We start from the raw sequence: 23,242 nt of genomic DNA on the forward strand, positions 1-23,242 counted from the left end.
GCGCGCTATGAATGAGCAGCGGCAGATTTTTCTGCATGGACCTCTGGGTCGTAGGCAGTTTCGTGAAGTGCTAAGCACTATGCTGGCGTCTTTGCTGATCAATCCAGACGAGATCTGGCTTGTATCACCTTGGTTGAGCGATTTTCCTCTATTGGATAATCGCTCAGGGCAATGGAATTCATTGGAACCCAAGTGGGGTAGTCGAACCGTTTCGTTCAGCGAGTTATTGGCACGAGCGGTCACGGGGGGGTGTACCTTGCGAATCGCAACCCGCGATGTAGACTCCAGTCGCTATTTTGTCCGTGGTCTTGAAAATCGTCTCGGCGACAATCCGGACTTTAACTACTTGATCAGTGACACCCTGCATTCGAAGGGCTTTTTGACCCGATCGGGGTTTCTTAAGGGTTCCTTGAACTACACATTCAGCGGTACGCAACGAAACGATGAGCATGTGACTCTGACACAAGACGCACAGGTGATATCCGATGCGTTTCTTGAATTTAAAAATCATTATCGTTTCGAGGCCGATATATGAGTATCCCTCCAGATTGGCTTCGGAATTTTTTCGCTGAAGACAATCAAATCGATCTTGATCGAGTGCTTTCGCTGACTAACCCGTACGATCCTAAGTTTCAGGATCTACTCAAGCCACTCGTGTCTTCAACAATCGAGGGAAAATGGCCGTTGCTGCTCCCGGTTAGTCGTGGCGGCGAACTTTATTTCTATGGTGCTGAACGCGACAGGCGATCTTTGGAGGAGTTGCGACAGATACTGCAAGCGGTGCTGGGAGCAGCGGATACGTATCCAGAGTTTCCATTGATTAAGGTAGCCCGGGAAAAAATCGAACAGATTATTTTACAGCAGGCACCTGCAGGGCTTCTCAAAGTTGATTTGTTGCGCCAGTCGCAGAGCGACTTCGCTTTACGTAAACGTGTGTTTCAAGCGTTGGCATCGGTGCTGGATCTCTATCAGCAACGGCCGCCAGTAACCGCTGTGGTGAAGCGGCCAGTTGGGCGGATCCTGCGGGATTTCTTCGCTGCTTGTCAGTCCAGGGATGGTTCGAAAGCATCGCACTTTTTTGACGAACTCAAAACGACAGGCAATTTCAGTCAGCGGAACCTGATCTCTCTGGAGTTGCAGGCCTGGGAGGCTGAGCGTCGTTGGTCGGACATTCTAGGACATCCCCGACTAGTGGATATGCTGGGCGGAAGAATGCCTGCCCAACTGGTTCGGGTTCTATTGCGTGCCATAGGTAATTTAGGCGGTGATCGCTTGCTGGAGCCAGCAGCGTTTGGCGAACTCCCCCTAGAGCGTATACGTCTTCTATGTCAGCCGATCAGCCCTCTTTTTGCTAATCGGCCTCCCCTGGAGACTCGCGAATGCTTTGCATCCGACTGGAAACTCTGGGCGATAGGCGCCGGGGCATTGGGCTTCTCCGATGGCCTTGATGGTCTTCCTGACTTCGTCGATCCGGCGTGGATTCGCGGATTGCACGACTGGGCCAATTTGCCGACCAAGACCCCGGTAGCGCCAACCATAGCGCCAATCCCTTCGCTGCTAAAAGTCGGATCTCCCCAGACCTTCAACGATCTGCGACTGGTGCTCGAAGGCTCGCTATCTGCCTCCATGGAAGAGTTACGCGAGATCTGGGTCGCAGTGCAGGAAGCACCCGAAGAGTTAAAAAATGAACTCTACGTTTATCCACGCCTGCAGTCGGTGTGGCAAGGCATATGCCATCTCTTTGATGGTAGTAGGGAACTTGGTTGGAAGGGATGGCTAGAACGCCTGAAGGAGGCTTCTACTGACCCTGATGCCCTGATTCATGAGTTACAGGAGGAGAGCCAGAGTTGGTCAATAGAGTCTTTCTCGGAGGCTCAGTTGGGTCAGTGTCTGCATGGCGATGCCAGTACTGCCCTATTGTTGCGAGACAGCTTGCCGTTACTGCTTGACTGGCTGGATCGTCGTCAAATCCTCTGCTCCGGGCACTTCTGGCTGGAATGGCTGGAGTTGCTGGCGCTCGATGATTTGGTTAATCCGTCGGACGTACAATTGGCAGGGCAGATTGTGCAACGCTTCATGTCCCGCCCTAGCCATATCGGCGACCGTACGCGTCTAGGGGAAGCCTTGGAGTTGTTATGGGAGAAGGGCGGTTCGGTCAGTGCTTATTCGGAAATGCTCGAGATTGTCGAGTTGCTCCTGGACGAGACTCAACCGGGGCAGCAAGAGTTGCAAAAGCTCTGGTTGGTACTTCAAGGATTTGCCTTGAGTCGCTGGACTCGTCTCGAGTTAGCGCAGCGTTTTCTCACCAAAAGTCTCGCCAGAGAGATATTTGGTGAGAGCAATGAAGCGAGTTATCCGCCACTAGCTGCTGAAGAAGGCGATGCTGATTTTGACGTCCAAACAAGAAAGCTATCGGGTAGGCTGCTGGCTATCTACAGCCTTACTGAAGGGGCCGCACGGCGGGCTAAAACGGTACTGGAAGGCATGTTTGAAGGGCTACGAGTGGAACTCAATCATGATCACACTGCGACCCCAGCTCTGCAGAATTTAGCCAAAAAAGCTAATTACTTTTTGTTTGTTGCCGGTAGCGCGAAGCATCAAGCCTTCTATCCCGTGAGTCGGATAAGACAGGATTTGATCTATCCCTTAGGAAAAGGCGCATCGAGCATCATCGAAGCATTCTGCAAAAGCTGCGTAAATTCTGCTTCGGAGTGATTAGGTGAATTTATAAAAGTCAAGCGTTCTGCGTCATCGTTCGGCGAGCATGCAGAGTTGCTTCGACTCGACATGCGTGTTGCCTGACGGGTTGTCGAGTGAACAATCCGTCAGCGTTGCCTACGTGATCAAAGTCTACCGTGTCCAGCGTAACACGCAGCGGTCACCGCTGAGGCGACGCTCGACCATCACGGCGCAAAGACTAGGTACTGAATCTTCGAGTTGCTTACGGATAAACGCACACAGGTTTTCGATTGTGGCCGGCCCCAGATTCTGCACCTCGTCAAGTAGCCGGTGATCGAGCATCTCGCGAACACGTGCAATCTCGCTTCGTAGGTAGCCTAGGTCAATTAGCATGCCGGAGGTAGCATCTGGTTGGCCTGCGACGGTTACCTCCGCTTCATAGGTATGCCCATGGATGCGGCGGCTACTTTCGGTCTCTATGCCGCGATTCAATGTGTGGGCAGCCTCAAAGTAGAACCGCTGCGACAATTCGCAGACCGTGTTGCTATTCGAGTTGAGCATGGACTCAGCGGCGCACGAAGGGGAGGGAGGAGCAACTGGAGGCGTGGACATCAGCGGATCTCCAATATTTTGTGTGTTTGCACCGACAGTCGCCACTTGGTATTGGCTTGACAATAGGCAATTGCGGATCGAGTGTTTTGCCGTTGCAATGGACCATCCATTGGTTGTAATAGGTAGTACTTGAAGTCTTTGGCGGTAATGGTGTCGGGCAGCAGTCCCGGTTGTGGGTAGACGAGTTTCAATTCGTCACCGCTTTGCTGTACCCATTCAGTGCCAGCCTTGGGGCTGACACAGATCCAGTCGATACCGGCAGGCGCTGCGATGGTCCCATTTGTCTCAACCGCTACCTCGAAATCTTGGTTATGAAGTGCATTGATCAGGTCCTCATCGACCTGTAGCAACGGCTCACCTCCTGTGAGCACGACATAACGGTGCGCTTGGCCAACTGGCCACTGCGTGCTTATCCTCTCGACCAAGGCCTCCGCGCTCAGGTACTTACCTCCCAAGGTTCCGTTTGTACCCACAAAATCGGTGTCACAGAACTGGCATACCGCTTGGGAGCGGTCGGCCTCCCGGCCGCTCCAGAGATTGCACCCAGCAAAGCGACAGAATACTGCTGGCCGGCCCGCTCGAAGTCCTTCTCCTTGCAGGGTGTAGAAAATTTCCTTAACGCTGTAGGTCATACGTCGTTATCCCGCTGGAATGCCTCGAAGCCGTTTCGGCGCAATTCGCAAGCTGGGCAGTCATTGCACCCATATCCCCACTCATGTCGATGCTGACGATCGCCTAGGTAACAGGTGTGGGTTTCCTCCTGAACAAACTCGACAAAGCCAAGCCCGCCAAGGTCTTTGGCCAAGCCCCATGTTTGTTTCTTATCCAGCCACATCAAGGGTGTCTCGATAACCAACGGTAAATCCATGCCAAGGCCGAGAGAAACCTGCAGCGACTTCAGCGTGTTGTCTCGACAATCTGGATAGCCTGAGTAGTCCGTTTCACACATTCCGCCCACTAGTACGCTAAGTCCTCGTCGATACGCGATGGCGGCAGCAAAGGTGAAGAACAGCAGATTGCGCCCAGGGACAAAAGTGTTGGGAAGCCCGTTCTTCTCAAATTCTATTTTCTTCTCGGCTGTCATCGCTGTATCGCTGATCTGGCCGAGTAATTTGAGATCAAGTACGTGATCATCACCAAGTCGCTTAGCCCAGTTCGGGAACCTGTTACGTATTTCCAGCAAGATGTTGATCCGGCACTGGAGTTCTATTTCGTGCCTCTGGCCATAGTCAAAGCCAATAGTCTCAACGTACTCGTAGCGCTCTAGCGCCCAGGCAAGGCAGGTTGTGGAGTCTTGCCCGCCTGAAAATAAAACTAAGGCTTTCTTATGCATATTCCCATCCTCGGAACTGGGCGTGTACTTAGCGACGTTTCAGTTCTTGCTTAAGCTTTTCGGTCAGGTACTTCGTAAGTAGTCCGATATCAGTAGGAGTGTTTTGGATGCCGTTCCAGGGGCGTTGGTCAGTTTCTGAAATATGCCATTCACCACTTGTCCATGCCGTATGAGGTTTCAAAAGTTTGAGGCCTTTGATGAACTCTTCTTTGCTGGCCGAACCTTGCTCGGAGTAAAGCATTTCCATAACGAAACTCAATGATACTAGGCCCGCCCCGTGCTTCAAACGTGAGTTTCTAGGCGCTAGTCCTTCCCACTCCGATCTGAAAACCACGCGCACTGCGTGAAAGAAATTGTTGATGAGTTCGATGCTGCGCCCCTCAAAGTCATCGAATTTCATAAAACTACGAATGGCGCCGTCGTTAGCAGAATTCATTACAAACTTCTGCATCGCCATGTCGCTTAAAACTCCCTTGGGGTTAGTATGTTGCTTGATCTCGCCGAATAGAGAAGAGTTCGGTAAGAAGTTCAATAGGTCAATAATGTGGGCCGCGAATTTGCGACTGGTAAAACGCTCAGGCAAGCCGTCAACAGTTGGTAGAAGTTCATAAATCAGTGACTTTGGAAGCGGTCGGGTATTGTTAACGAGCACAAACTGTTGTCGTAATTCGTTGTAGTTTTTACAAATCAATGCAGATACGAACACCTGGAACCCAGGCTTTTCCATCGTCGCAAGGGCACTGAGTCGTTGTTGGCCATCAACCACAAAGCCTGGCTTGGAATCAGTAGTCTCAATGACGATTTCTACGATGCCTTCGCCGAGGTCTTTAATCGTGACTCCATCTAGAAAGGCTAAGATGATCGCGTTAGGGAGCAATGCATCATCGCGTTGAAGGTAGTCCCGAATATCTCTAATGTGCGAGGCAACCTGATGGCGCTGAAAACCCTTAAGATGACCGTCTTCATTGCGTCCGACTCTCTCAATTTCAGAAAATTCTAAAATTTCATTTGGAGTGGCCGCGAAAGAAAATACGTCATGCCCGGATGCCTGTTGGGCGCGCACACCCTTGAACCGATAGATCATTGTTTCGAAGATTCCAGAGTTTTCTGAAGGTGGCGGTGATAAACGCCCAGGTTGTGAAACCCGCGTCTTTTGTTTCTGTTACTTGCTCTAAATATAATGGTTTCGATGCCAGTTGACTGGCAAATCGAGCACTGGCATTTTTGCCACGGCTTATCTCTCAGTGTGGGTGAGATCAGTCGGATATGTTTTGCTATTTCTTTTTCCATTGCTGCTGGTGATGATATCGATCCCGACAGTGTTAGCCGGAGATAGTCGACTAGCACTCCTAGGGTCGAGTCAAAGTCGAGCAGGCCCTTGTCGTACTCACGGATTGCTGATAATGCCAATTTTTCTTTTTCTTGTAGTTCTTCTGCGCTCAGCGTGCCTTTTTTTATTCCCTGCATAAGGCGTGGGTTTTCAATCGCCTGAGGGATGCGGATGGCGGTGTAATAATCCAGTTTGCTTGTTGTGGTACCCATGTAATAGTTGCATCTTGCATCTTTGAATGCGCGTATGAGGGGGGACGTTGAGTCAAAACTGGTAATGCCATATCCAGTGAATTCATGTATGTTTTCGGCTTTGGCAAAGCCTAGGAGGTGAATATTTGTTTCTGGCTTAAGAGTCGCACGAAGCGCTTTCAGAACTTCATGAATTTGATCGACCTTTAGAGGGACTAATCCCCCGATTGCCAAGTAGCGATATCCCATGTCTTCAAGTTGTTTGGCAGCACTCGCCATGCTCTGTGGAGACCAACCCTGCACTGCCCCTAGAGGCTCAAAGGGCCATCCTGCCTCTTTCACCAGGCGCAGAAACTCTTGCGCATTTTTTAGTGTGATTTCGTACCGAAACAGCACATCTTCCGACTGACTCTCCGCTGGAGGATTGCTGGAGTCGCAGTCGAATATGATGTGGTCCGGCGAGCAACCGTGGGTGAATCCTGCATCTGAGTAGAACTCTACTACCTCACTTGGGCTATACGCAGGGGTCGGATGCTCTACATAGGCGAAAGCCCCACAGTCGCCCAAAACCATAGTGTCTTTGAACTGGACGCCATCGAGTCGTAGAAATTTGCGCACACCCTCTCTCAAGAAACGCTGCTGTTCGGAAGTTGAATACCGAACCTTTGAATTAGCGACCCCATTTGCGGGCCGCACAGCGCTCATCGAAACCAAGAGTCCGTCATAAGGGATAGGAGACATCATTTCGTGCGCATAACGGTCATCCCAGTATCTCTTACGGCCTGGCGCATTTCGATCGTTGATGAAGTCGTAGTCCGGGTCTACATAGTCTTGGGTGTCGGCGTATAAGAATTTCATTGGTGAGCGCTGGTCATATAGAGGCGGATCAAGGTTTCTTGCAGTACCTTGATATCTTGGGGGGTGCTTTGGATTTCATTCCACTGCGCATTAATAATCGGCCACTGACCTGATGTCCATGCGCAGTAGGGGGCTACTCTGCTCAGTTCATTTAGTATGGCATCGTAGGTCTCGCGCTGCCCTCCGATTTTGGCGTAGATCCGATCCATAAGGACGCCCATGGCAATTACCCCTGCTGAATGCATGAGGCGACTGTTCTTAGATTCAAGTGCCCACGCCTCTGGGAACGTATCGCGTACTGCTCGCCAGAAAGTCGTAAGCAGGTGGTACATGGACTCAACGTTAGCTGCACCGTCTCTGCTAGAGGTGTACGGAGCCAATGCCCCCAGCGGATTACTAATGCTGTTCCGGATCATCGTGATGACAGCAGTGTCAGTGATAACTGCTTTACAATTGTGCTCGGACGAGCGCTTTATGAGTTTATAGAAAGGAGAGTTAGGATCACGGCTAAGAAGCCCGCATAACTCAGCTGGAGCTTTGCGAGCACTCAGTTCGCGGGGCAAAAGAATCCCGCCCGTCTCTGGCAGGAGTTCATTGATCAGTCGAGTAGGCAACGGCTTCGCTTTGTTGACCAGAATGAACTGCTCGCGCTGGGTGGTCAGGCTGTCAGATACGAAACCGATCACTGGGACTGGTAGATCTGAATTGGCTGCTTTCGCTAGCGCTATCGAGCGCTGTTGCCCGTCCACGATCCAGGCAGATCTCAAGCCTTCCTCCCTAATAGGGATCGTCAGGGTACCCGCTTGCGAAAGCCCCGCGTCGCCGGTCGGCTTGCTTCCGCGTGCGGCAACGAAGCGTAGGTCCGGTGACAGCGCCAGGATGATTGCGTTGGGGAAAAGCACGTTTCCCTGATTGAGGTACTCGGTAATCCCTTTGACATGGTTTTTAATCTCGGGGCGCTGGAAGCCCTTGAGGGGGCTACTATCTTCGCGAGAAAGGCGGGTGATGTCAGCAATCCGGACCAGGTCAGATCCTTTGATGAATAATGCGTACACATCAAGGTTGTCGCCTTGAGTGGTGCGTAGTGCACGCACCACAATCGCATTTTCGCTCGTCATGCTTTGCTCTCTATGCTGTCCTGGCATTTGATGTCGCGCCAGATTTTCCGGAAACGCGATTGCTCGCACGAGACCTGGGCCACATCCCTTAGGTAGCGTAACAAGCGGGTGGAACTGCCTTTGTAATCGGCCCACACACACTCGAGCATGTAGGCAATTTCACTGTCCGATGCGCGCCGTCGGACAGTCATTTTGGCTGGCGACAAATCATTCATCGCTTCGGAGACGGCCTTTCGAGCGATTTCTGCAGGAGCACTCGACAGTTCAAGAACCTCAACGAAGTGACGCATAGCTCTCTGAGGGAAATCATTGCGAGTGCCTGGTAGTGTTGAGCCTTCAAGACGTTCGTCATAGGGCATCGCCATGCTTCGCAAGCGACGGGGAAGCATCTCAATGCCTGGGCGCGAAGTGAATATCCTGACCTTGTCGATGTGTGCATCCTCTATTTTTTCGAGGTCTGCAGCTATCAACTGAACGTAGCTTGAAGTGAGTGCGATCAGCGTTAAATCGATGTCGGGCTGGCTGACGAGATCAGCTAGGGCGCTTGCTCTTTCACGGGTACCATTCACGGCTTCCCACCAGTCTGACGCGCGGAGCCCCCATTTTTCGAGGTATGGGATGATAGAATTCGGATCTTGAGACACAGTCAGGTCGTAGGGCGGACACTTATGATCGCTCTCAACTAACCCTAAGCCGGTCGAGGCGAACATTAGCCTCGCTCCCAGCCTCGTAGCGACGCACTTCGCGTCGGAAACGCTCCTACCCAGGTAAAGTGAAGATGCCGTCTGAGTGGCAGGACGTTTGTCGACTTGCTCCTTCCACGCGTGCGCCATAGCTTCAAGCGATGGGTAGCATGCGTCGCTCAGCACCACCGAGGGCAGGCCGTCAAGGCGCTTTCGATTGGTGCAGTTGGTAATGATGACGGTTCTCATGCGAAAAACTGCAAGCCTTTGTGGTGGTGGTTTTGCATTTATCTAGGGGTTGCTAATTTAGCATTGAGAAACTGCTTAGGCCATGAAAATTGGCTGGTTTTTGTGCGTTGAGGTTGGTATAAGGGCCTGGAAAGTGCTACTGCCTCTCTGTTGGAGGGCGCTCAAAGAAGGAATAGTTTCATTGCTTAAGTTCAGCGCAATCAAGGCCTTACAGAGCCAAAGCCACCAGGTGGTATCGTTTGCGGCGACGGTTGAGCAGATTTTGGCGATCGCTAGCATCGACCGAGTCAAGCGTGATGATCGTGGAATTCTTAATGGATTCCAGCGGCCTCAGGTGTCCAAACACATACGAGAGATCCGCGATTACCTGACTCGTCCAGATGCGGTAATGCCCAATTCAGTGGTGCTAGCGTTCACCGCTGGAGTAAGGGTGGTTGAGGGGACTGGGGCTTATGCAGAAATTGAGGTGGACATTTCATCCGGTCCGCCTGGGTTCGTTGTAGATGGTCAGCAGCGTCTTTCTGCGTTGTCTGGTATCGAAGGAAGTTCGTTTCAGTTACTCGTTTCCGCCCTTGTCTGTAAGAGCCAGGAAGAACTTCGTCGGCAATTTATTCTAGTCAATAATACAAGTCCACTGCCAAAATCTTTGGTTTACGAACTACTTCCAGGGGTGAGTGGTCTTCCACTTAGAATGACTTCTCGCTCCCGAGCTGCTCGTATCGTGGAGATGCTGAATTATGACGATAGGTCTTCGTTGCAAGGGCAAATAAAGCAGCATACAAACCCTCTGGGCGTATTAGGCGATACTTCGCTTCAAAAGTTGGTGATGAACTCCCTTTCCGACGGTTACTGCCGAGAGGTTATCGAGTTGTCGGGAGGTGAAGATCTTTGTTTTTTAGCTATTAGCGAATTTTTCCAGGCGGTCCAAGAAGTATTTGGAGATGCTTGGCATGGGCATACGCCAAAGAGTTCGCGCCTCGTCCATAGTGCAGGGATTATCTCTATGGGGTTCGTCATGGAACAGTTGTGTGCCACAGGAGCACCATTGGCTCCAGTGTTTAAGTTGGGTCTGAAAAAACTGCAAGGCTATACTGCCTGGACGTCTGGTTCGGGAGATTGGTTTTTCAAAACTGGCAACCGGCCGTGGAATGGAATCCAAAATCTACATGGTGACATTCATCTGCTGACTGATCATTTGACTAGGGTGCTTCGGAGTTCGGAACTAATAGCTAGTTGAAGAGTAGATGCTGCCAATTTTCGGAGGTATTATGACTGTGTTAAAGCCCTCAAGTAAATCTGCAGCACTGGCCAGTGAAGTCAGTGTAAAGGAATTCTCAGAGCTAATTCTTCATTTGTCCATGGCTTTTCAGGAGGCATTGAGAAGGCTGGCAGGGCAAGATGCGGCTTTCCCTTCCGAAGGTTATGGTATGTTGACTGAAGCGTATGGCTTGCGGACGCGTGCGAACATTCTCTACTTAACGCCTTCCACGCATGTGGTCCAAGGTTTGAATTTTACTCAAGCGACTATGCTCGAGAAATTTGAAGAAGTATTGAGTTGCCTTGGTGATGTAACTGATTTGCAAGTCGTCAACGCTATGTTGGTATCCGTAATTACTATTGCTTCAGCGCTGGGTGACGGGCGAGCTAAAGTTGTAGGGTTCCTATTCGAAACTTTATGTTGTGACCTTGATTCATGGAAGGCTTGACTGGGCGGGTTGCTGGGGAAGGTGTGGTAGGTGCTGGTGATTTTTTACGGGGATTTGTTCTTGACGCTGAACGAAGGGCTGACAAAGCACCGCGATGCGGTCTGCGACGAGGGGCGTGATGTCCAGATCAAGACCACGTTTGGCACGAGCCTGACTTTCCCGGTACACCATGTGCCTGACTATTACCTGGGCATTCGCATGAACCGTGACGGTACATTCGAAGAGATCTACAACGGACCGGGAGCGCTCAACCAGCAGCAACTGGCGGGACGTAAGCCGACGCGCACCGGATTGCATGGTGGGTTGATGGCAATGTTGCGGCGCATCAATGCGACGATTGCTGAGGAAGACCGCATCCCTCGGCGTTGATCGATCGGAGTAACAGGGGCCGAGCGGCTGAGGCTGACCCCTTGAAGCATCGCGGTGCGTGATTCAACGCATCATGCCGAGTTCGGCATCATCCAGTAGCGCTTTGCCCAAAGCACAGAGGTAGTGCGCTGCCCAGATCAGTTTGGGCTTGTCTTCCATCAGCCCGTCGATGGTCAGGTCCCGTGCGTAGCCCATCAGTTCCGAGGCCTGTTCGCGGGCGTTCTGGCAAGGGATGCCGGCTTCGATGCGGAACAGTGGGTGGGTCTGGTTTTCGCCTTGAAAGAAGATGGTTTTACCCACTGTGCATTGGGTGTCTTCGGTTGTCATTGTTCAATCTCCCTGGTGCTGCTGATGCGCCGGTAAGCCGGCCTTGCAGGCTTTTCGCTCGGTCTGCGAATCAATGCATCGGTTGCGGGTTGGCCGTTTGCTGTATTTGCGTCAGTGCGGATTCGAGTAGCCGCCGCAGGGTTTCAAGCTCGTGCATCGAGGCCATGATCAACACCGATGCGGGTGACTTGGGCTGCATCAGAATTGCCTGCTGGGCTACGGCTTCTGCACAGAGCGCGTAGTCCGAGGCCATCATGATCGTGTCTTCCAGGGAGTGGAGGTGATGGGGTGGGTCAGGGACTATCTTTAGCATGGCGTGGCTCCTGTCGTAGTGAAGCAACCACCCACCGCGGCTAAACAGTAAGGTGGCAACTGTACGCGGGTTAGCCGACCGGGACGTCAGGCACCCGGCGCACCCGAAGGTGCCCCACGCACAGCCGCCATAAAGCGCCAATGCCGATTGCTCGGAATTGCACGGCTGTGTTGTCTGACGATAGCGGGCGGCTAAACCCGGTCGTTGAATGCCAACGACACGTCGAGACTAGAGACCGCATTTAACGTGTGCAACGGAAAACAGGCGCAGGCAGTATCTTTGGGAAACGCCCTACAAGAAAGGGGTTAAATCCGATTTTTTCGACCCGCAGCGCCCAAATGCCAGGCACAAAAAAAGACGCCCGAGGCCCCCTTCGATAACACTGCAGGTGTCTTCTCGATACGCCGTTACCGGTGCAGGACGGCGCGCTGCGGGTCAGTGGCACTCATAACGGCAACGGTCGCTGCCTGGACTGAACTGCGAGAACATCCAGTCGATGAACACCTGGGTCTCGGCGACCGCATCCTGGGATACCCCGTAGTAGTAACGGGTCAGTGGCAGGCGCAGGTGTGGCAGTGGGCTGTGCAGGCGACCGGTGGCCAGGTCCTTGCCCAGCAGAGAGGCCGGACACAGCGCCACGCCAAGTCCATCGACGGCGGCCTGCAGCACTAGGTGCATGTGGTCGAACTGCAGTCTTGGCTGGCGCTGCGGCTGGCGGATGCCGGCCAGTTTGCACCAGGCCGCCCAGTCGCCACTGCGGGTGCGGCCCGAGAGCAGGGTATGGCGCAGCACATCGCTCGGTGCAATTACTGGTATCGCCTGCAGCAGGGCGGGTGCGGCGACCAGCAGCATGTCGTCCTCGAGCAGGACGTGCGGTTCTATGTTGGCCGCCCAGCCCGAGCTGCCACGGCGTACCACCACATCGAAGGCTTCCCGTGACTGGTCCGGGGCCAGGGTGCTGGTGACCACCTCAGGCTGGATGTCCGGATGCTGCGCCATGAAATCGGGCAGACGCGGGATCAGCCAGCGCACCGCGAAAGACGGTCGGACATTGATCACTACCTTGCGCGGCGCACTGCCGCGGGTCAGGGCGTGGGTAGCGTTGGCGATCTGCGCCAGGCCCTGGCTGATCTGTTCGAAATAGGCCTGGCCGATCGGGGTCAGCAGCGATTGCCGGTTGCGGCGTTCGAACAGCACCACCCCCAGGTGTTCCTCTAGCAGCCGGATATGGCGGCTGACGGCGCTGTGGGTAACGTGCAGCTCTTCGGCGGCACGGCTGAAGCTCTGGTGACGCGCAGCCGAGGCAAAGGCACGGACGGCGTTCAAGGGCGGGAGGTCGGCGATCATCTGTCTAATTTAGTCACATCAAAGGCGCAATAAAAGCGTTTGTCAGCAGTCGCGCTTCGCGCCACCCTGAAGGCCGCTCTTTCTGCCCTGGCCACCGCCCCATGGCTGTGAACACCACCCAAGCTGCCGATCGGGATTCGCTGCGCGCTGCCGTGATAGTTGGCTTGTGCCTGCCCGGCGATGTCCTGCTGTATCTGCTGCTGCCGGTGCAACCGCTGGATGGCGCCACCTGTATCCAGGCGCTGTGTGGCGAGCGGGGGTGGAGGCGTTATCAAGGCTTGCAACCGTACCTCTATGTGGTCGGTGCCGACCTGCTGTTCACCGGGCTGCTGGGGCAATACCTGCTCTGGGCGGCGCGGACGTTGTTGAACCTGTTGCCAGGAGGCATGCTGCATGGCTAGTTATGGACTGTTCCTCATTCTCGGGACGCTTACCGTACTCAGCCCTGGCCCCGGAGTGGTGCTGACACTTTCCAACGCCCTGCGCCATGGATGGAGCGGCGCGCTGCCCGGGATCCTCGGTATCGCCCTGGGCGCCTTCATCGTCGCCGGACTCTCGGCCAGCAGTGTCGGGTTGATCCTGGCGACCTCTGCGATGGCGTTCACCGTGCTCAAGTATGTTGGTGCCCTGTACCTGCTGTACCTGGGGGTCAAGATGTGGCGCACGCAGCGCTTTATCTCCGAGCTCACAGTGACCGCCACGCAACCCTGGCGCCGTTTTGTCGAGGCGCTGTCGATCCAGTTGCTCAACCCCAAAGCAGGATTTTTCTTCCTGGCGGTTTTCCCGCAGTTCATCCGTGCGCAGGACAGCTACTACAGCCAGTTCTTCATACTGGTATCGTCCTACGCCCTGCTGGTGGTGCTGGTGCACACCGGCTATGCGCTGGTGGCCAACGGCGCCAGGGGCTGGTTGTCGACCAACCGCGGCGCGCGGATTGTCGGCAAGCTTTCGGGCGTCACTTTCTTCTGTTTTGGCATGCTGATGGCGTCGGCCAGCAAATGAACCGTTTTGAATGTAACCAGGAGGCTGCATGGCCAGGAAGGCACTGGAATTCCTGCTGTCGGATGACGACCGCGCACATCTGAGGAAGACTGCCCGCTCCGGGCGAATGCCCTATCGTAGCGTTACCCGGGCCTCGATTCTGCTGTTGCTGGACAGTGGATTGACACCGAAGGAGGTCAGCTTGCGGCTGAACGTTACCGCGCCGGTGGTGTTCAAGTGGCGTAGTCGGTACCTGGCCAATGGTATCGACGGGCTCGAGGATCTGCCGCGTGGTGGGGTGGGTAGGGGATTGTCGCTGGTGGGGTGAGGGCGACTGCGCTTTGGTGAGTCAAATTGCTGATCTCAACGCGTTGCCTACCCTATTCATAGCCCATCAGTTCCGAGGCCTGTTCGCGGGCGTTTTGGCAAGGAATGCCGGCTTCGATGCGGTTTGGGAAAAGCCCTGCAAGAAAGGGGTTAAATCCGATTTTTCCACCCGCAGCGCCCAAATGCCAGGCACAAAAAAAGACGCCCGAGGGCGTCTTCTTCTTTGGATTTGGTGGAGCCGGGGGGATCTTAAATCAATGCATAACGTATTGTTCTAAATATCTTTATTTAAGGATTCGTTCTTGGGTGCCCCCATATGTGCCCCCATAGATGTATTTCCGATGAGCGGCCATTTAAGGAGTTGAACTAGTGTCCTGAAATTCCCGCCGCGTCAGGATAGTTGTCGTGTGAGTTGATTCGATTAGTCTTGGTCGGTGGGCGGAAGTGAGAGCCGTGTGGCGCGTTATTCGATAGAGCATCGGGAGTGGGTGGTGCGGCAGATGATGCCGCCCTTGAACCGGACGGTGCCGGAGCTGGTGGAAGCGACAGGCATTACTGATGCCACCCTGTATGCTTGGCGCAAACAGGCCAGAGCAGCGGGAGCAGTGGTGCCGGGAGATGGACAGCAGGCCGACCAGTGGTCGAGCCAGGACAAGTTTCGGGTGGTGCTGGAAAGCGCCAGCCTCAATGGGGCTGAGCTGGCGGAGTACTGCCGGCGCAAAGGCCTGTATGTCGAGCAGATCAACGCCTGGCGCGAAGCCTGCGAGCAGGCCAACAGCCTGGCTCAGCCGAGCAAGACCCGGCGCGAACGCGAAGAGGAAAAGGCCGCGAAGAAGCGCATCAAGCAGCTGGAGCGTGAACTGCGGCGCAAGGATGCGGCGCTGGCAGAAACCGCGGCTCTGCTGGTGTTGCGAAAAAAAGCCGAGGCGCTCTGGGGGAAGGACGAGGACGAATGATCAGCGCCCCGGATCGCCGTGAAACGCTGCAGTTGATCGAGGACGCCGTGGCGGCGGGAGCGCGGCGGGCGCAGGCCTGCGCCGAACTGGGCCTGTCGCTGCGCTGCCTGCAGCGCTGGCAGCACTGCCCGGAGGATCGGCGTCCTTCGGCACAGCGAGCTGAGCCGGCCAACAAGCTGACCCCGCAAGAGCGCCGCCGCGTGCTGGAGGTCGCCAACCAGCCCGAGTTTGCCAGCCTGCCGCCGCAGCAGATCGTGGCGCGGCTGGCCGATCAGGGCACCTGGCTGGCCTCGGAGTCGACCTTTTACCGGTTGCTGAAGGACGCCGAACAGCAGCATCCGCGCGGCCGTAGCCGCCCACCGGTGAAACGAGCGCTGACGACCCATGTGGCCGACGGCCCGAACCAGCTGTGGTGCTGGGACATCACCTGGCTGCCGACCACGGTCAAGGGCCGTTACTTCTACTGGTACATGATCAAGGACGGCCATGCAGAACCTGGGTGTGATGCCCTCGTTCAGCCGCCCGCGGGTGAGCAATGACAACGCCTATGCCGAGGCCTTGTTCCGCACGGCGAAGTACTGCCCGCTGTGGCCGGAGCGGCCCTTCGACACGCTGGAGCAGGCCAGGAACTGGGTGAACAGCTTCGTGGCCTGGTACAACCATGAACATCGCCACAGCGCCCTGAAGTTCGTGACCCCGGCGCAGCGACATACTGGCCAGGCGGAAGAGTTGCTGTGCAAGCGTATCGAGCTGTACGAGGCGGCGCGTGCACGGCACCCGGAGCGCTGGAGCGGCAACATCAGGAACTGGGTGCTGGCACCAATCGTGTGCCTGAACCCGGAGCGGGAAGCGGTACTGCAGCAAACATCAAAGGCAGCGTGACACGCTCACGCGACAACTACCTTGAAAATCGCCGAAGACGTAGACACAATCACAGACCTTGTTCGCGTTGAGAAGATTCTTCGTCTCCGCGAGCATGCCGAACAAACACAATGAGGCGCTATGGAAAGTATTGACGTCATGGTGCTTCGCACCGCGCGGGACTGGCTGGCAGAAGGGCACAGAGTGCTGCTAGCCACGGTAGTTAGAACATGGGGATCATCTCCTCGTCCCGTTGGCTCCATGATGATCCTACGCGATGATGGTCGTGCAGTCGGAAGCGTATCCGGCGGTTGCATTGAGGATGACCTAATTCACTGCTACACGAAGGCATTCGGCGGACGAGGCATTCCGAATTCGATCCCTCAGGTAGTTCGATACGGTGTCAGTGCTGACGAGGCGCACAGATTTGGATTGCCGTGCGGAGGAACTCTCGAACTAGTTTTGGAGTTCATACCACCGTTCAGCTCGTTAGGCGACTCGTTAGACGAGTTGGTCAGCAGACTGGAAACTGGTCAGTTGGTGAAGCGAATTGTCCAGCTCACTGATGGCTCCGTTAGGCTTGTGAATACGGCGGAGCCTGAGTCTCTGAAATTCAATGATGCCCAGCTAATAAATACATTAGGCCCAGGTTATCGAATGCTTATTATCGGAGCTGGTGCCTTGGCGGAGTACCTCTCCACAATGGCTCTGTTCAATGGATTCAAAATAACTATTTGCGATCCACGAAGCGAGTACATCGATACTTGGTCAGTCGCGGGCGTGGAGATTAGCACCGCTATGCCTGACGATGCTGTTTATGCGTTTCGACCAGATATTAGGACTTGCATTGTGGCGCTGAGCCATGATCCGAAGCTAGATGACTTGGCACTGCTACAAGCACTTCAGAGCCCAGCATTTTACATTGGCGCAATCGGCTCTAGGCGCAACAACCGAAGCCGTCGTGACCGGCTCATAACCCATTTTGGCGAGACGGAGCATTCGCTGAAGCGGCTTCGAGGTCCCGTGGGTATCTACATTGGTAGCAAAACCCCTGCAGAAATTGCGGTCAGCGTCATGGCTGAAATAATAGCAGTCAAAAATGGCGTTGCGCTGCCCGTAGAAATGTCAATTCATCAGGCCAAGCTTGCCCAAGAGGCCGCCGCAACTGAGTAAAAATTAATGACATTTGTATATCGGCATCGACGGGTGCGGCGGGCGATAACTTTGTTTGAATCTGGGCCGCACGCTACGTGCTTTAAGATCATTGCTTCGCCCACTTTCACATACTTAGCATAGTTACCGCGTCCTGCTTCGCCACTTTCCACATGCGCGTAACTATGTTTAGGCCGTTAATTTTTGTACCCGCTCAGGCGGCTCAGCATAAGACAAGCCCACATTGATACGGCGAGCAAAGCTGTGGCGATTGCACCCGGCGCGGTAGGCTAAATGCCAGCAAAAAAGCAGTTGATAGCTGTGGCGTAAGAAACACCGAAAAAGACTCAGCCGAGACAGCAGCGCGAGCGGGACCTTCATGTCCCGCCAAAGGCGCGCGGCCTACCACAAGCATATGTAAAGCTGTGCCGATACTAATTTACGCTTGGCTGTTCAGCCAGATTTAGCTCAGGCGTAACTGAGGTCGACACCTCAACTCTTCTTTGCCGGTTCTTCGGCCTTCTGGCCTTCCACGTTATAGGTAAAGCTCTGCTTTTCCACGCTTGGCTTATCCTCACTCGCTCCCATTGAATTGCGAAATCCTTTTATCGCCTCCCCCATGTCTGAGCCTAGCCCTTTCAAACGTTTACTGCCAAAAAGCATAACCACGATGAGCAATACGATGAGAAGCTGCCAGACGCTAATTCCACCAAGACCCATGCTGTGTTTCTCCGAAATGCGATGTCATAACCTTGGGCAGGCGACTCGGACGCTGACCCTAAGCTTCGCTGTTTTCGACTATGAGGTGTTACGCACTGCTAGCGGTAGTCGAACCCTTAGGGTACAGGCTCGCTACAGTGAATGCCATCCGCAGCAGCCTTTTTTTCACTTATTTCGGCCGGATGGCGAAGTCTCGTTGCCGCGGGCTTAACGGGCCGTCACACTGATCAATACAGGCGGGGTTGTTCAGTGGTCCGGTGTTTCTAAACGCAACTTTTTTGTTATGTCTATGCAGTATTAAACGCCAGCACGAACGTGGTTCTGTATATCGAGTTACTAAACTTGCTAAACCAAAAAATCAAATGAGCAAATTGTGGCTATGCGCAATTTAATTAGTGCGTATGGAGTAACCTGTTGAAATTTGAATTTTTAATTGCAATCTCTGTTGGTTTATTAACCCGGCCTCTGCTCGGGTCGTAGTGGTTGCCGGAAGAAAAATATTCAGTTTTTCATTTGTCGGAGGTATAATGAGCGATTAAAGGTTAAGTGTTCAGCCAGGGTGCAGTATGTCCGGATTGAAGGCGGGTGCAGAAAAAAAACAGGTTAGCCGGCTCGGTAGGAGAAGGTTCTCAGAGCTCGGTGAAGTCGAAAATAAAGAGCTTATTCTAAACGAGGCCGAAAAGCTTTTTGCTATGCAAGGGTACTTGGGGACGAGCCTCAAACAAATAGCTCAGCAAGCTAACGTAACTCAAGCGCTTATCACATATTATTATGGAACGAAGCAGAATCTTTTTTTAGAAATTTATAGGAGGGGCCTGGCGGATATCGCTAGAAATCGTCAGCAATACCTAGATGATTTGAAAGCGGGGGGGTCCGATTATGAGATTTCGGATATAATTAGAACTTACCTTAAGCCGCAATTCGAACACAGAGATGGGGGGGAGGCATGGAAGTACTTTGCGCGGTTGCAGTCCCGTTTAGTAAGTGAGCCTGACGAGGTTACTGTGCCGTTAAGGAAGGAGTTATATGATGAAGCCATTAAGGCTTATATAAAAGAGATGATGGCTTGCGAAGGTAAGGAGCATCGCGTCGCTATTAGCTGGGGGGCTGTGTTCATGATCTCAATGATTCTTTATATGCTAAGAGGCGTCGATCGTATCGGTGAGCTTACGGACGGAAGCGTCCACGCAGAATCAGAAGATGACATGATTGAAAAAATGACGTTGTTTATAGCCGGTGGAATCAACGCGCTCAAGTAAAGCGCGCCTGAGGTACCGATATGGTGGAGAATTCCCGTGATCGATGGTGTCAGGCAATTCTCTGAAGAAGCTACTTTTATAATCTGTAGCGGCGACTACATGCAATGCACTTTTTTGGCTCGCCGACCGGGTCGGCGATGAACGCTGTCAGCCGGTTTTCGGTGTCGCTCGGCCGCCGTTGGACCTGTAAAAGCGCCGCGTTAGTGTTAAGCCATATTAAATTTGTAGGTGCGCTGCAAAAAAGCATCTAAACGGCGCATGGCGGAGCGATTGACTAGTTGCAGCGGCTTTTGGGCTTGCGGTTTTGTTAGGCCTGGATCAGCCGTTGACTGATTGTTGCGGGTGTGTAAGGCAGCGGCGCACAAACTCAAAGATCAGCTCGACTTTGAAAGACAGATGTTTCCGGTTCGGGAGCAGTCCGTAGACTTGGTGCGGCGTCGGCCGAAACGCTTCGAGTATCTCTAGCAGATGACGTGCGTCCAGTAGATCCATCACTACGAAGCTTGACATCCCGATAGCAAAGCCCGGCGAAGCATTACGCTGTTGTTGACCCGCCGCGTCAGGATAGTTGTCGTGTGAGTTGATTCGATGAGTCTTGGTCGGTGGGCGGAAGTGAGAGCCGTGTGGCGCGTTATTCGATAGAGCATCGGGAGTGGGTGGTGCGGCAGATGATGCCGCCCTTGAACCGGACGGTGCCGGAGCTGGTGGAAGCGACAGGCATTACTGATGCCACCCTGTATGCTTGGCGCAAACAGGCCAGAGCAGCGGGAGCAGTGGTGCCGGGAGATGGACAGCAGGCCGACCAGTGGTCGAGCCAGGACAAGTTTCGGGTGGTGCTGGAAAGCGCCAGCCTCAATGGGGCTGAGCTGGCGGAGTACTGCCGGCGCAAAGGCCTGTATGTCGAGCAGATCAACGCCTGGCGCGAAGCCTGCGAGCAGGCCAACAGCCTGGCTCAGCCGAGCAAGACCCGGCGCGAACGCGAAGAGGAAAAGGCCGCGAAGAAGCGCATCAAGCAGCTGGAGCGTGAACTGCGGCGCAAGGATGCGGCGCTGGCAGAAACCGCGGCTCTGCTGGTGTTGCGAAAAAAAGCCGAGGCGCTCTGGGGGAAGGACGAGGACGAATGATCAGCGCCCCGGATCGCCGTGAAACGCTGCAGTTGATCGAGGACGCCGTGGCGGCGGGAGCGCGGCGGGCGCAGGCCTGCGCCGAACTGGGCCTGTCGCTGCGCTGCCTGCAGCGCTGGCAGCACTGCCCGGAGGATCGGCGTCCTTCGGCACAGCGAGCTGAGCCGGCCAACAAGCTGACCCCGCAAGAGCGCCGCCGCGTGCTGGAGGTCGCCAACCAGCCCGAGTTTGCCAGCCTGCCGCCGCAGCAGATCGTGGCGCGGCTGGCCGATCAGGGCACCTGGCTGGCCTCGGAGTCGACCTTTTACCGGTTGCTGAAGGACGCCGAACAGCAGCATCCGCGCGGCCGTAGCCGCCCACCGGTGAAACGAGCTCTGACGACCCATGTGGCCGACGGCCCGAACCAGCTGTGGTGCTGGGACATCACCTGGCTGCCGACCACGGTCAAGGGCCGTTACTTCGTAAGGGATCCATGAACACCACATTCAAAGCCGACAGTTGATCCCTGAAGCTGTGCTCCCGATTTCTCTCTGGAGCCAGCACGTCATGATGCGACCCGACACCAAAGTCGAAAAGGTATACCTTTACCCCAAACCGGTGGACTTCCGAAAATCCATCGACGGTCTGGCCGCCCTGGTCGAACTAGATATCAAGGTGGCCGTGTTCGACCCTGTGCTGTTCGTTTTTCTTAATCGGCCCCGTAATCGAGTGAAAATCCTTTATTGGGAGCGCAACGGCTTCTGCCTTTGGCTCAAGCGCCTCGAATCCGAACGTTTTAAAACATCTCCCGATATCACCGACGACGCCATCGTGCTGACGGTTCAGGAGCTGAACTGGCTACTCGACGGCTTTGATCTGTGGCGCAACCGTCCACATCAGGTTTTGACCCCGCGATTCGTGGCTTGATTGGGTATAATCCGCGGCATGATTTCCATGCCCGACACCCTTCCCGATGACCCGGCTGTGCTCAAGCAATTAATTGCTCAGATGCAGTCCAAGGTCGTTCATCTTGAAGAGCAGAATGCGCTGCTGCGCCAGCGCTTGTTTGGTCGCAAGTCAGAACAAACGACTGATCCGGCAACACCGCAATTAGTATTGTTCAACGAAGCCGAAAGCGTCGCTGAACCTGTTGCCGAAGACGTTGATGAAGAAGCCGTCGCGCCGACTAAGCGCCGTGGTAAACGCAAGCCGCTGCCTGCGGATTTGCCACGCATCGAAGTTATCCACGAACTCCCCGAGCACGAACTGACCTGCACCTGTGGCTGCCGCAAACACACCATCGGTGAAGAAGTCAGCGAGCAGCTCGAAATCGTGCCGATGCAGATCCGCGTGATCAAACACATTCGCAAGGTTTACGGTTGCCGCGGTTGTGAAACCGCCCCGGTCACCGCCGACAAGCCGGCGCAGCTGATCGAAAAGAGTATGGCCAGCCCCAGTGTTTTAGCGATGCTGCTGACCACCAAATACGTTGATGGCCTGCCACTGCACCGCTTCGAAAAAGTGCTGAGCCGTCATGGTATCGACATCTCGCGTCAAACCCTGGCCCGCTGGGTGATCCAGTGCGGCGAACATCTGCAACCGCTGCTCAATCTGATGCGTGATCGGCTACTGGAAAGTCGCGTGATCCACTGCGACGAAACCCGCGTGCAGGTGCTGAAAGAACCGGATCGAGAGGCGACCAGCCAATCCTGGATGTGGGTGCAAACCGGCGGCCCACCCGGCAAACCAGTGATCCTGTTCGACTACTCGACCAGCCGTGCGCAGGAAGTGCCTTCGCGTCTGCTGGAAAGTTATTGCGGCTATTTGATGACCGACGATTACGCCGGTTACAACGCCGTGGCCGTACAACCAGGTATCGAGCGTATGGGCTGCTGGGCGCATGCTCGACGCAAGTTTGTTGAAGCGCAGAAAGTGCAACCGAAAGGCAAGACTGGGCGGGCCGATATCGCGCTGAACTTGATCAACAAGTTGTACGGAATCGAGCGTGACCTGAAAGACGCCAGCGACGAGCAGCGCCACCAAGGTCGTCAGCAAGACAGCCTGCCGATCCTTGCGCAACTGCACGGCTGGCTGGAGAAAACCCAGCCGCAAGTGACCGCGCAAAACGCACTGGGCAAAGCCGTCGGTTATCTGGCCAGCAACTGGAACAAACTCAAACGTTATGTCGAGGCGGGTCACCTGCCGATCGACAACAATCCGGCAGAAAGAGCGATAAGGCCTTTTGTCATTGGGCGCAAGGCCTGGCTGTTTAGCGACACGCCCAAGGGCGCCGTTGCCAGCGCTCAAATCTATAGCCTAGTCGAGACCGCCAAAGCCAACAGTCAGGAGCCCTATGCGTGGCTGCGCCACGTGCTGGAGCGACTGCCGCATGCGCAGTCGGTGGCGGACTATGAAGCGCTGCTGCCGTGGAACTGCTCGCGAGAGTTACCACGTCAAGCCTGAACCTATCCCAGGGTGGGTCATGCCGAGGCTCTCTTGGGATGTCCTTTGTTGTACCGCCAAATACGCCAAACACGTAATAGACTCGGGACATTTTTTGGGGCTGCCTCCCCTGGAAAACTAGAAAGTCCTGAGCCCGATACAAAAAAAGTCCTACCCCCGGTACAGGACCAAAGGGGCTCAAATGAGGACAGAAAGAACAGAATCCTGCATTTCCGTGGCATTAAATGGCAATTCTGTGGCACAGAAATGGTGCTAAATAGTCCGATTCCATTCAGTCGGTATAAGAATGCCAAGGCCAGGCCATT

24 protein-coding genes and 2 pseudogenes are annotated in these 23,242 nt (G+C 54.5%); 15 read left to right on the forward strand and 11 right to left on the reverse strand.

Annotation, left to right across the window (positions count from 1 at the left end; translation table 11 throughout):
- Window positions 1-7: 7 nt before the first annotated feature.
- Window positions 8-535, forward strand: a complete 528-nt coding sequence (dpdK, locus tag AA098_RS03720; protein ID WP_064613850.1) for a phospholipase D-like domain-containing protein DpdK — start codon at window positions 8-10, stop codon at window positions 533-535.
- Complete coding sequence (gene dpdD, locus AA098_RS03725) at window positions 532-2,715, forward strand: protein DpdD (protein ID WP_064613851.1); 2,184 nt, start codon at window positions 532-534, stop codon at window positions 2,713-2,715. Before dpdK ends, dpdD begins: the two co-directional genes overlap by 4 nt.
- A gap of 135 nt (window positions 2,716-2,850) precedes the next feature.
- Here the strand turns inward: dpdD and AA098_RS30085 are convergent, their stop codons facing one another.
- From AA098_RS30085 to AA098_RS03760, 7 genes are read right to left on the reverse strand one after another with little or no spacing between them, the layout of a single operon-like run.
- Window positions 2,851-3,291 (reverse strand): 6-carboxytetrahydropterin synthase, encoded by a 441-nt coding sequence (locus AA098_RS30085; RefSeq protein ID WP_082916843.1) that lies wholly within the window; start codon window positions 3,289-3,291, stop codon window positions 2,851-2,853.
- Entirely contained in the window at window positions 3,291-3,923 is a 633-nt protein-coding gene (gene queE, locus AA098_RS03735; protein ID WP_064613852.1) for a 7-carboxy-7-deazaguanine synthase, read from the reverse strand. Before queE ends, AA098_RS30085 begins: the two co-directional genes overlap by 1 nt.
- A complete protein-coding gene (queC, locus tag AA098_RS03740) occupies window positions 3,920-4,624 on the reverse strand; it encodes a 7-cyano-7-deazaguanine synthase QueC (RefSeq protein ID WP_064613853.1) in 705 nt (234 codons plus the stop codon). Before queC ends, queE begins: the two co-directional genes overlap by 4 nt.
- A gap of 28 nt (window positions 4,625-4,652) precedes the next feature.
- On the reverse strand, window positions 4,653-5,708 hold the full coding sequence (gene dbpB / locus AA098_RS03745; protein ID WP_064613854.1) for a DGQHR domain-containing protein DpdB: 1,056 nt from the start codon (window positions 5,706-5,708) through the stop codon (window positions 4,653-4,655).
- A complete protein-coding gene (gene dpdA / locus AA098_RS03750; RefSeq protein ID WP_064613855.1) occupies window positions 5,705-7,003 on the reverse strand; it encodes a tRNA-guanine transglycosylase DpdA in 1,299 nt (432 codons plus the stop codon). The genes dbpB (AA098_RS03745) and dpdA overlap by 4 nt, the downstream gene beginning before the upstream one ends.
- Window positions 7,000-8,121: a DGQHR domain-containing protein DpdB gene (dbpB, locus tag AA098_RS03755; RefSeq protein ID WP_064613856.1), complete on the reverse strand. Its 1,122-nt coding sequence runs from the start codon at window positions 8,119-8,121 to the stop codon at window positions 7,000-7,002. Before dbpB (AA098_RS03755) ends, dpdA begins: the two co-directional genes overlap by 4 nt.
- Window positions 8,118-8,831 carry a hypothetical protein gene (locus AA098_RS03760; RefSeq protein WP_156747506.1) on the reverse strand — a complete coding sequence of 238 codons (714 nt, stop codon included), beginning with the start codon at window positions 8,829-8,831 and terminating at the stop codon, window positions 8,118-8,120. Before AA098_RS03760 ends, dbpB (AA098_RS03755) begins: the two co-directional genes overlap by 4 nt.
- Before the next feature lie 403 nt (window positions 8,832-9,234).
- On the opposite strand from AA098_RS03760, the gene dbpB (AA098_RS03765) reads away from it, so the two are divergent.
- Genes dbpB (AA098_RS03765) through AA098_RS03775 form a run of 3 tightly spaced genes read left to right on the forward strand, consistent with a single transcriptional unit; the run spans window position 9,235 to window position 11,128 of the window.
- The gene (gene dbpB, locus AA098_RS03765) at window positions 9,235-10,290 is read left to right on the forward strand and encodes a DGQHR domain-containing protein DpdB (RefSeq protein ID WP_256545216.1); all 1,056 of its coding nucleotides are present in this window, start codon (window positions 9,235-9,237) and stop codon (window positions 10,288-10,290) included.
- 31 nt (window positions 10,291-10,321) lie between these two features.
- Entirely contained in the window at window positions 10,322-10,759 is a 438-nt protein-coding gene (locus AA098_RS03770) for a hypothetical protein (RefSeq protein ID WP_156747507.1), read from the forward strand.
- Between the two features lie 30 nt (window positions 10,760-10,789).
- Window positions 10,790-11,128, forward strand: a complete 339-nt coding sequence (locus AA098_RS03775; RefSeq protein WP_256545217.1) for a hypothetical protein — start codon at window positions 10,790-10,792, stop codon at window positions 11,126-11,128.
- Window positions 11,129-11,191: 63 nt separating this feature from the next.
- Here the strand turns inward: AA098_RS03775 and AA098_RS03780 are convergent, their stop codons facing one another.
- The 3 genes from AA098_RS03780 to gcvA form a co-directional block, all read right to left on the reverse strand.
- Entirely contained in the window at window positions 11,192-11,455 is a 264-nt protein-coding gene (locus AA098_RS03780) for a DUF3077 domain-containing protein (protein WP_003249898.1), read from the reverse strand.
- A 70-nt stretch (window positions 11,456-11,525) separates the two neighbouring features.
- Complete coding sequence (locus AA098_RS03785; protein WP_003249899.1) at window positions 11,526-11,768, reverse strand: hypothetical protein; 243 nt, start codon at window positions 11,766-11,768, stop codon at window positions 11,526-11,528.
- Window positions 11,769-12,203: 435 nt separating this feature from the next.
- Window positions 12,204-13,115 carry a transcriptional regulator GcvA gene (gene gcvA / locus AA098_RS03790; protein ID WP_064613859.1) on the reverse strand — a complete coding sequence of 304 codons (912 nt, stop codon included), beginning with the start codon at window positions 13,113-13,115 and terminating at the stop codon, window positions 12,204-12,206.
- A gap of 101 nt (window positions 13,116-13,216) precedes the next feature.
- Between gcvA and AA098_RS03795 the strand changes: the two genes are divergently transcribed.
- The 5 genes and pseudogenes from AA098_RS03795 to AA098_RS03820 all read left to right on the forward strand — a co-directional run bounded on the left by AA098_RS03795 (window position 13,217) and on the right by AA098_RS03820 (window position 17,413).
- The gene (locus tag AA098_RS03795) at window positions 13,217-13,516 is read left to right on the forward strand and encodes a hypothetical protein (RefSeq protein WP_064613860.1); all 300 of its coding nucleotides are present in this window, start codon (window positions 13,217-13,219) and stop codon (window positions 13,514-13,516) included.
- Window positions 13,509-14,117, forward strand: a complete 609-nt coding sequence (locus AA098_RS03800; protein WP_064613861.1) for a LysE family translocator — start codon at window positions 13,509-13,511, stop codon at window positions 14,115-14,117. Before AA098_RS03795 ends, AA098_RS03800 begins: the two co-directional genes overlap by 8 nt.
- Window positions 14,118-14,244: 127 nt before the next feature.
- A pseudogene (locus AA098_RS29075) lies at window positions 14,245-14,394 on the forward strand (helix-turn-helix domain-containing protein); the annotation flags it as partial.
- A 484-nt stretch (window positions 14,395-14,878) separates the two neighbouring features.
- A pseudogene (locus AA098_RS27925) lies at window positions 14,879-16,261 on the forward strand (integrase core domain-containing protein).
- A gap of 120 nt (window positions 16,262-16,381) precedes the next feature.
- Window positions 16,382-17,413: an XdhC family protein gene (locus AA098_RS03820; protein ID WP_064613863.1), complete on the forward strand. Its 1,032-nt coding sequence runs from the start codon at window positions 16,382-16,384 to the stop codon at window positions 17,411-17,413.
- A gap of 471 nt (window positions 17,414-17,884) precedes the next feature.
- Here the strand turns inward: AA098_RS03820 and tatA are convergent, their stop codons facing one another.
- The gene (tatA, locus tag AA098_RS03825; RefSeq protein WP_064613864.1) at window positions 17,885-18,112 is read right to left on the reverse strand and encodes a twin-arginine translocase TatA/TatE family subunit; all 228 of its coding nucleotides are present in this window, start codon (window positions 18,110-18,112) and stop codon (window positions 17,885-17,887) included.
- Window positions 18,113-18,678: 566 nt separating this feature from the next.
- Between tatA and AA098_RS03830 the strand changes: the two genes are divergently transcribed.
- From AA098_RS03830 to AA098_RS03850, 5 genes are all read left to right on the forward strand, one after another.
- Window positions 18,679-19,371 (forward strand): TetR/AcrR family transcriptional regulator, encoded by a 693-nt coding sequence (locus AA098_RS03830; RefSeq protein ID WP_064613865.1) that lies wholly within the window; start codon window positions 18,679-18,681, stop codon window positions 19,369-19,371.
- A gap of 623 nt (window positions 19,372-19,994) precedes the next feature.
- Window positions 19,995-20,495, forward strand: coding sequence for a transposase (locus AA098_RS03835; RefSeq protein WP_177342666.1), 501 nt, complete (start codon window positions 19,995-19,997; stop codon window positions 20,493-20,495).
- The gene (locus tag AA098_RS03840) at window positions 20,492-20,971 is read left to right on the forward strand and encodes a helix-turn-helix domain-containing protein (RefSeq protein WP_082916845.1); all 480 of its coding nucleotides are present in this window, start codon (window positions 20,492-20,494) and stop codon (window positions 20,969-20,971) included. The genes AA098_RS03835 and AA098_RS03840 overlap by 4 nt, the downstream gene beginning before the upstream one ends.
- A gap of 70 nt (window positions 20,972-21,041) precedes the next feature.
- Window positions 21,042-21,401, forward strand: a complete 360-nt coding sequence (gene tnpB / locus AA098_RS03845) for an IS66 family insertion sequence element accessory protein TnpB (RefSeq protein ID WP_024086151.1) — start codon at window positions 21,042-21,044, stop codon at window positions 21,399-21,401.
- 18 nt (window positions 21,402-21,419) lie between these two features.
- Window positions 21,420-22,937 carry an IS66 family transposase gene (locus AA098_RS03850; RefSeq protein ID WP_024086152.1) on the forward strand — a complete coding sequence of 506 codons (1,518 nt, stop codon included), beginning with the start codon at window positions 21,420-21,422 and terminating at the stop codon, window positions 22,935-22,937.
- Window positions 22,938-23,242: the final 305 nt, after the last annotated feature.

It is taken from the genome of Pseudomonas sp. JY-Q, assembly GCF_001655295.1.
GTDB classification, from domain to species: Bacteria; Pseudomonadota; Gammaproteobacteria; order Pseudomonadales; family Pseudomonadaceae; genus Aquipseudomonas; species Aquipseudomonas alloputida.